The sequence below is a fragment of the Nitrospirota bacterium genome (genome assembly GCA_037386965.1).
Lineage (GTDB): Bacteria > Nitrospirota > Thermodesulfovibrionia > Thermodesulfovibrionales > JdFR-86 > JARRLN01.
Genome location: JARRLN010000028.1, coordinates 21,890 through 29,114 on the forward strand (window position 1 = coordinate 21,890; position 7,225 = coordinate 29,114).

General features: G+C 60.5%; 8 protein-coding genes and 1 riboswitch. Of the genes, 5 read left to right on the plus strand and 3 right to left on the minus strand.

The window, feature by feature from the left end; genetic code table 11:
• Window positions 1-5 precede the first annotated feature (5 nt).
• Together P8Y39_05715 and P8Y39_05720 are read right to left on the minus strand one after the other, a co-directional pair.
• A complete protein-coding gene (locus P8Y39_05715; protein ID MEJ2191833.1) occupies window positions 6-947 on the minus strand; it encodes a hypothetical protein in 942 nt (313 codons plus the stop codon).
• Between the two features lie 204 nt (window positions 948-1,151).
• On the minus strand, window positions 1,152-1,277 hold the full coding sequence (locus tag P8Y39_05720) for a hypothetical protein (protein ID MEJ2191834.1): 126 nt from the start codon (window positions 1,275-1,277) through the stop codon (window positions 1,152-1,154).
• Between the two features lie 151 nt (window positions 1,278-1,428).
• On the opposite strand from P8Y39_05720, the gene P8Y39_05725 reads away from it, so the two are divergent.
• On the plus strand, window positions 1,429-1,902 hold the full coding sequence (locus tag P8Y39_05725; GenBank protein MEJ2191835.1) for a hypothetical protein: 474 nt from the start codon (window positions 1,429-1,431) through the stop codon (window positions 1,900-1,902).
• A 153-nt stretch (window positions 1,903-2,055) separates the two neighbouring features.
• On the opposite strand, the gene P8Y39_05730 is transcribed toward P8Y39_05725, so the two are convergent.
• Window positions 2,056-3,504 carry a TrkH family potassium uptake protein gene (locus P8Y39_05730; protein MEJ2191836.1) on the minus strand — a complete coding sequence of 483 codons (1,449 nt, stop codon included), beginning with the start codon at window positions 3,502-3,504 and terminating at the stop codon, window positions 2,056-2,058.
• Between the two features lie 183 nt (window positions 3,505-3,687).
• Window positions 3,688-3,821, minus strand: a riboswitch (cyclic di-AMP (ydaO/yuaA leader).
• Between the two features lie 208 nt (window positions 3,822-4,029).
• Here P8Y39_05730 and P8Y39_05735 point away from each other — a divergent pair.
• From P8Y39_05735 to P8Y39_05750, 4 genes are all read left to right on the plus strand, one after another.
• Window positions 4,030-5,178 carry an ABC transporter permease gene (locus tag P8Y39_05735; protein MEJ2191837.1) on the plus strand — a complete coding sequence of 383 codons (1,149 nt, stop codon included), beginning with the start codon at window positions 4,030-4,032 and terminating at the stop codon, window positions 5,176-5,178.
• Entirely contained in the window at window positions 5,175-5,954 is a 780-nt protein-coding gene (locus P8Y39_05740) for an ATP-binding cassette domain-containing protein (GenBank protein MEJ2191838.1), read from the plus strand. The genes P8Y39_05735 and P8Y39_05740 overlap by 4 nt, the downstream gene beginning before the upstream one ends.
• Before the next feature lie 22 nt (window positions 5,955-5,976).
• The gene (locus P8Y39_05745; protein ID MEJ2191839.1) at window positions 5,977-6,882 is read left to right on the plus strand and encodes an MlaD family protein; all 906 of its coding nucleotides are present in this window, start codon (window positions 5,977-5,979) and stop codon (window positions 6,880-6,882) included.
• A gap of 14 nt (window positions 6,883-6,896) precedes the next feature.
• Window positions 6,897-7,225: hypothetical protein (locus P8Y39_05750; GenBank protein MEJ2191840.1), on the plus strand; the 329-nt coding region annotated here is incomplete at its 3' end.

Here is a 7,225-nt window from a genome sequence, read left to right on the forward strand (position 1 = left end):
CATTCCTACTCAGATTGTAGCGATTCCCTGACCTCCTGTAAATCGTTCAGAAGCTGCGCCGTGGTGTCGTAAAAGACGTCCGCCCCCTCGGAAAACCGCAAAAGGACCGTATTGAGCGCCCTGGGAATATAGGGAAAGACCTTTGCCAGGTTCATCACCCGGTGGTGAAAGACGATGTTCATGTCCTCCGTCCTGAGCCGTCCGAAGACCGGCGAGCCCTGCTTCACGAGCTCCTGCACCGTGACGTCCCCCCGTCCGGCCACAAAGCCCAGGATGTTGCCCAGCCCGAAGAGGTCGTAACCGAACTTGTTTTCCCTGTGGAGGTAGTCCAGGTCGAAGTCTATCCAGACGTTGGCGCCGGTGGCGCTCCGGCGGATGATGTGGTCCCGGCGGATGTCCCCGTGCCTCTCGCCGCGGTAGTGCAGGGTGTTGATGGCGCAGAGAAGGCCGATATATTCGTCCAGGACGGCCGGGAAGTGGCGGAAAAAATAATCTTCGTGGTCCGAGCCCAACTCCACCACGTGGTCGGCGAACTTTCGGCCCCGCAAAAAGTCTATGACCCGCACGGGGTTTCCCGCGCCGTCCGTGCGAACCTCTCCCTGCATGAAGTGCGGGTGGCCCCGCATGAGCTCAAGCACCCTGCCCTCCTTCGCGGCACTCCGGAAGCACTCAAAGGCGATGCCCCCCACCCGGGCCGTAAACCCCTCGGAAAAGACCATTTTTATGATCTTGACTCCGCCGGTGGTGAGGTCAACGGCCCTGCGCACCCAGAACTTCGGCTCCTCGTCCACGGTGAAGCGCCCCTCGCGCTCGTAGTTCCGTATGACATAAGGCGTGCCTTCGAGGACAAGGACGTTGCCGTACTCCACCCGGAAGAAATCCGTCGTGTCGGTAAGCACCGTAAGGGTCCGGGGGACATGCTCGGGGCCCAGCCTGAGGGCGACCATATCCCTCAGCTCACCGGGGGAGTAACTCCTCGGCCCGGCAGGGGCCTCTTCATGCGGGCTCGGGACGCGCATAAGGCGGAAAGAACGCCTCGGACTCCTGCGTTCCTAATGAAATGATAGCAAATTGCGCTTCCTTGAGAAAGGACGCCTCCGCTCTCACCGCCCGGCTCTCCGCCGTCCCCAGAAAGGCGGCCGAGGCCGCGTTTACGCCCACCGGAACCACCGCACCGCCCACAGGTTCAGGGGGAACCGGTACCGAAGAAAGGCCGTGCCGAAAAGCCCAAGCATCGCACGGAGAAAGCCCCTTCTCTCACCACGCATCGAAGCCACGGGGGGATGCCTCCTTTTTCAGACTATAGATGCTTTCGGTTTCTTACAAAAGTATGTTCCCCCCGACCTTCAAACCGGTGCTTGCAAAACGCCCCGTTCGATGATAGAAGAAGGGTATGAGGGGAGCATTACGAAGGAAGGGAGAAAGACGATGAAAAAACCGGCGGAAAAATACGATGGCTTCCTCAGGCTCATGTCGGACTGGGAGAAGGTCGAAGAAAAGATGGTCGAGTACGTCGAGGAGGAGAAAGCCAAGAGAACGCACCCTCTGGAGAGAGCGATACTGGAAATCCTGGGTCTTGACGCGCAAAAGTACTGCCGCGTGCAGCAGATGATAGAGCAAAGCGTGAAGAAGGAGGCCCTGCATCTGAGCCCCGAAGAGCTGCAGAGACTCTCGGCCCACATAAACAAGCGCCTGGAGAAGGAGGGCAAGGTGCTCGGCCTTGCCGAGGCTGCTCCCGGCAAGAGCGAGGTCTTCTTCACGCGGTATCTGCTCCGGTATCTTGTCTCTTCGGTAAAGAAAGAAAATGCCCTCCTCAGGCAGCTCGATGACGAGCTGAAGGGCGCGCACGTCTCGACGTCGACGAGCGGAAAAATCTATCCTTCTCCGGATGAGAATTCATAAGAAGCGGGCATAAACCATAAGGCCTTGCCATCGGTCGAGGGAACCGGCAGCTTCTGAAAGCCCCGGTTGCCGGCTTGCGCCATCCGCACGGGTGAAGAACCCAAGCGAGAGTCAAGAAGCCGCGTTTTTGACGCGATTTGCCCTGTCTCTTTCTTACTTTCTCCAGTAACGCGGCACAAACAGAATCATGACCGTGTACACCTCAAGCCTGCCCACAAGCATGCAGAACGTAAGGACCCACTTTGCCGCGACCGGAAGGGAGGCGAAGTTTTCGGCCGGACCTGCCTGGCCCAGGGCAGGGCCGACGTTGCTCATGGCGGCGACGGCCGTTGACGAGGCGGTCACCATGTCCACGCCCAGCGCCGTCATTGCGAGGCTGGCCAGTACCCAGATGGAGAGAAACAGGAAAATGAACCCCCAGACGGAGCCAAGCACCTCCTTCTGGATCGTACGGCCGTCGAGCTTTATCGAGGTCACCGCACGGGGATGGATGAGCTGATAGATTTCACGGTACATGTGCTTCACCATGAGCAGGACCCGCGCCTGCTTCATCCCGCCCGCCGTGGAGCCCGCCATGCCGCCGATGAACATCGCCATCAAAAGAAGCGCCTGCGTGAACACCGGCCATTTCTCGTAGTCGACGGTTACATAACCGGTTGCCGTTGTGATGGAGACAACCTGGAAAAGGGCGTCCCTGAAGGACACGGCAAGGGAGTCGTAATACGTACGATACGTGGCAAGGACAATCAATGCCGTGCAGGCCGCCAGGACCATGGCATAGAAAACGAACTCTCCGTTTTTGACGTACCGCCTCAATCCGCCGGCCAGTGCCTGGTAATGAAGGGTAAAGCTCGTTCCTCCCACGAACATCAGCACGATGATGACGTAGTGGATATAGGAGCTGGTGTATGCTCCTATGCTCAGGTTTTTCGTGGAAAACCCGCCCGTGCCGATAGCCCCGAAGGTGTGGCAGAAGGAATCATAGAGGTCCATGCCGCCGAGCCGGAGGAGCAGCACGCCGAGGGCCGTAAAGGCGATGTATATGATCCAGAGGCTCTTGGCCGCGTCGATTATGCGGGGCTTGAGCTTCTGGGGAACCACCTGGGAGACCTCCGCCCTGAAGAGCTGGCTGCCCCCGGCCCCCATCATGGGCAGAACGGCCACGAAGAACACGATGATTCCCAGCCCGCCTATCCAGTGTGTGAGGCTGCGCCAGAAAAGAACGCCCCGCGAGAGCGCCTCCACGTTGGTCAGGATGGACGACCCCGTGGTCGTGAATCCGGACATGGACTCGAAAACCGCGTCGGTAACCGACGGGATGGCTCCGGAAAGGAGAAAGGGCAGCGCCCCGGCCAGGGCCATGACGGACCAGCTCAGCGCCACGGCGAAGAAGCCGTCCCGATGGCCTATCTCTTCGTTGCGGTGCTTTCTGGTAAGGAGAAACAAAATCCCCCCGGCCCCGGCCGTAAGGGCAAAGGACAAGAGTATGGCCTTCAGGTCGGAGCTGCCGTAAAGCAGAGAAACGACGGCCGGCGCCAGCATGAACAGGGCGGTGAACAAAAGGACTACCCCCGTAAGGTTCAGCACCAGGAGGACGTTCATGAAATCGCACGCCCCGGGCAGGCCTTCGCCCTGTTTCGGCCGGGCACACTCGCGGGAAAGACGAGGGGGACAGGCATGGCGATTAACGGAACCCCACGTACCGATTCTGCATGTATCCTCCTTTTCGGGAGGGGCAGCGGGCGGTAAAAAACCGCCGGACAACGGGCGGTTCTCGATTCTGCCTCTTGCCCTTCCAAACGCCTACGAGGTTAGCTGCCGGGCTCGGGCTTGGAAGTGCCCTATCCCCTGCGGGAATTCGCCCCAAAAGTCGGGTCCCCCGCGTCCATTACTCGAACGGACTTCGGCTGCCGGTTTTCCGTCATATTATGCTCCCGGCAAATGAAAATATCAATAAGCGAAGGCATCATGAACGCCCTTCTCCGGCGCCCCGCCGGTGCCCGGGTCATTTTGATGCCCCTCGTCTTTTCCCCGCGGTCTTTAACCTTCGAAGACAGTGGAATATAAGCACAATTGACAGCGCCCGGCGCAAGTGCTAGATTTTGGCTAACGCGCGCGGACAATGTCATGAACAACTCATCCAGCTCCGGGACCGGACACAAGGTTGAGGCCCGAAAAGGGGAAGGAGGGGAGCTCACCATCCTTCTCTCGGGCCGGATAGTAATAGACAGCCTGATGGACGTCATGCCCGAGATGCGGTCGGCGGTGGAGGAGGTGAAACCCTCGAGGCTTATCATAGACCTCTCCGGCGTAGAGCACATGGACAGCGCCGGCGCCCTGGCCGTACTGGAGGCGCAAAAGGCGGCGCGGGCGGGTTCGATACCGTCCGAGGTCCGGGGGATGTCCGGGCGCACCAGCGGTATTTTGAAGCTCTTGAGCATGGAGGCCCTCGAAAAAGAGCCCATCATAAAGGACAGGACGACCGGCATACTGGAGTACATGGGCCAGACGGCCATCGGCTTTTGTGCAACCTTGAACGACCTTGTCTTGTTCGTGGGGGAGCTGGTGCTCGCCCTGCTCTACGCGGCAAGGCATCCGCGCTCGGTCAGGTGGGGCACCCTCATCGAGTACATGAAGAGGGCCGGGCTGGACGGCCTTCCCATCATAGGGCTGATAAGCTTTCTCTTCGGCATCATCATAGCGCTCCTGGCCCTCAGCCAGTTGAAGGAGTACGGCGGCAACGTCGTCCTGCCGGCGGCCATTTCCTTCGCCATGGTAAAGGAATTCGGCCCCATCATGACCGCGATACTGGTGGCCGGGCGCACGGGTTCGGAATACGCAGCCGAGATAGCCACCATGAAGATAAACGAGGAGGTGGACGCACTGGTCATCATGGGCTTCAACCCCGTGAGCTTCCTGGCCGTTCCGAAGGTGCTCGCCGCACTTCTCATGGTGCCTCTCCTCGCGCTGTATGCCGACCTTTTCGGGGTCCTCGGGGGAATGGTGATAGGCGTGCTGCAAGCGGGGCTCACGATTACGAACTACGTCGTGGGGGTGCCCTCGAAGCTCAGCGCCATGGACCTGGTGCAAAGCGTCGTCAAGTCCGGCATGTTCGGGGTGCTGATAGCGGGCATCGGCTGTTATCGCGGGTTCATGGCCAGCGGGGGCGCCGAAGAGGTGGGCACCGCGACCACCTCAGCCGTGGTGAGCGCCATTTTCCTGGTAATCCTGTCCAACGCGTTGTTCGCGGTGGTCGTCTCGGGCGTCGGGGTATGAAGGGGCACGGGGAGGCCGCCATAGTCGTGGAGGACCTCACTGCCGAGTACGATGGCGACATCGTCCTCGAAAACGTCAGTTTCGAGGTATACAGGGGCGAGATATTCCTGCTTCTGGGCGAAAGCGGATGCGGCAAGACCACTGCGTTCAGGTATATGCTCGGCCTGTACAGGGCCCACAGGGGAAGGGTATTGGTCAACGGGGTCGATATGACCATGGCCACCGAGGACGAGCTCATGGCGCTCAGGCTCAAGCTGGGCATGCTGTTTCAGTCCAACGCCCTTTTGGGCTCGATGACCCTGTACGAGAACGTCGCGCTCCCCCTGAAGGAACACACCGACCTTCCGGAGGACATCGTCCGTGATATAGTGAGGATGAAGCTCGGTATGGTGAACCTGGCGGGCTATGACAACCATCTGCCCTCGGAGCTCTCCGGGGGCATGCAAAAGAGGGCGGGCATCGCCAGGGCCATGGCGCTGGACCCGGAGTTCCTGTTCCTGGACGAGCCGTCGGCGGGGTTGGACCCCATAACCGCCGCGGAGCTGGATTACCTTATCAAGAACATAAACGAGTCCATGGGAGTGACGCTCATCATCGTCACCCAGGAGCTGGACTCCATCTTCAACATCGGGCACAGGTGCGTCATGTTCGACAAGAAGGAAAAGGGCATCATCGCGACCGGCGCGCCGCGGGACCTGAAAGAGAACTCCCAGGACGACAGGGTGCTGAGCTTCTTCAACCGGCGGATACCGGGCACCGCCGGACGGGCGGCCTGACATGTCCAGCAGAAGAACCAAAATGATGGTAGGCATCTTCGTCTTCGTGGGGATAGCCATCGGCGTGGCCGCGACCATCTGGCTCGGGGCCTCGCAATACTTCAAGAAGGGCAAACTGTACGCCGCGTACTTCGGCGAGTCCGTGGAGGTTATCGGGCCGGGCTCGCGGGTGAAGTACATGGGGCTGGACATCGGCTCGGTGCAGCGCATAGAAGTGGCGCCGAACAAGGCATTGATGGAGGTGGTCATCAAGACCGCGCGGGAAGACCTCATCGACCCTCGCACGGTCGCGGAGGTGAAGACCTCCGGTTTCACCGGCGTGGGTTTCGTCGAGCTTCACCAAGTGCCCCCGGAGCAACCGCCGCCCTCCACCAAGCTCCCGTTCACGTCCGAGTACCCCGTAATCGCCACGGCGCCGTCCCCGGGCATGGGCTCTCTTCTGGCGAAGGCCGGGGTGGTGGTGGAGCAGCTCAAAGAAGTGGACTTCAAGGGCATTTCCGATGAGCTGAAAAGCACGGTGAAGTCCGCCAACGCGCTGGTCTCCGACCCCAAGCTGGCCAGGGCGGTCTCCAACATCGAGTCCATGAGCGCGCGGCTGAACAGGGCCTCCCGCAGCCTGGACACCCTGGTGGGCTCGGAGGACTTCCGGAGCATCCCGGCCGATTCCAGAAAGACCATCGAGGAGGCCAGGGAGCTCTTGTCCCAGACCAGAGAGGAGATAAAGAAGATGCGTCTCATGGAGATTGCCGGGAACGTCAACGCCCTGGTGGACAAGACCGACGACCGCACAAGGGTGGTGGCGGAGCAACTGAGCGGGCTCATAAGGAAGATAAACGACGACGCCGACTCGCTCCAGATGCTGATAGACCGTCTGAACAACAACCCCTCCGAGCTTCTGTTCGGGAAGCCCCCGGAGCGTGGGAAATGAAGGCGGCGGTCCCCGTGGCGAAGACGAATAGAAAACGCCGTGCGGTAAACGCGGCACTGGCCCTTCTGGCAGCGGCGTGCCTTGTGCCGCTTTCCCTCGCGGGTTGTTTTGGCGGCGGGCGGGCCCCGGCGGTGGAGCTCTTCGTCCTGGATTACACTCCGCCGTCCTTCGAAGGGCTCTCGCCGATAGACGCCGTGCTCCGTGTCAACAGCTTTTCGGTATCGCAGGCCTTCGACACCACCGCAATGGTGTACAAGAAGGGCAAGTACGGGACCCAGCAGTACAACTACAGCCGGTGGAGGAGCAATCCGGCCGACATCGTCGCCGACCACCTGCTTGCCGA

Excerpts from the sequence above, each read along its gene's own strand:
- P8Y39_05735 (MEJ2191837.1), top strand. The coding sequence starts at position 4,030 with ATGAACAACTCATCCAGCTCCGGGACCGGACACAAGGTTGAGGCCCGA.
- P8Y39_05715 (MEJ2191833.1), bottom strand. The coding sequence starts at position 947 with ATGGTCGCCCTCAGGCTGGGCCCCGAGCATGTCCCCCGGACCCTTACG.
- P8Y39_05740 (MEJ2191838.1), top strand. The coding sequence starts at position 5,175 with ATGAAGGGGCACGGGGAGGCCGCCATAGTCGTGGAGGACCTCACTGCC.
- P8Y39_05725 (MEJ2191835.1), top strand. The coding sequence starts at position 1,429 with ATGAAAAAACCGGCGGAAAAATACGATGGCTTCCTCAGGCTCATGTCG.
- P8Y39_05730 (MEJ2191836.1), bottom strand. The coding sequence starts at position 3,504 with ATGAACGTCCTCCTGGTGCTGAACCTTACGGGGGTAGTCCTTTTGTTC.
- P8Y39_05745 (MEJ2191839.1), top strand. The coding sequence starts at position 5,977 with ATGATGGTAGGCATCTTCGTCTTCGTGGGGATAGCCATCGGCGTGGCC.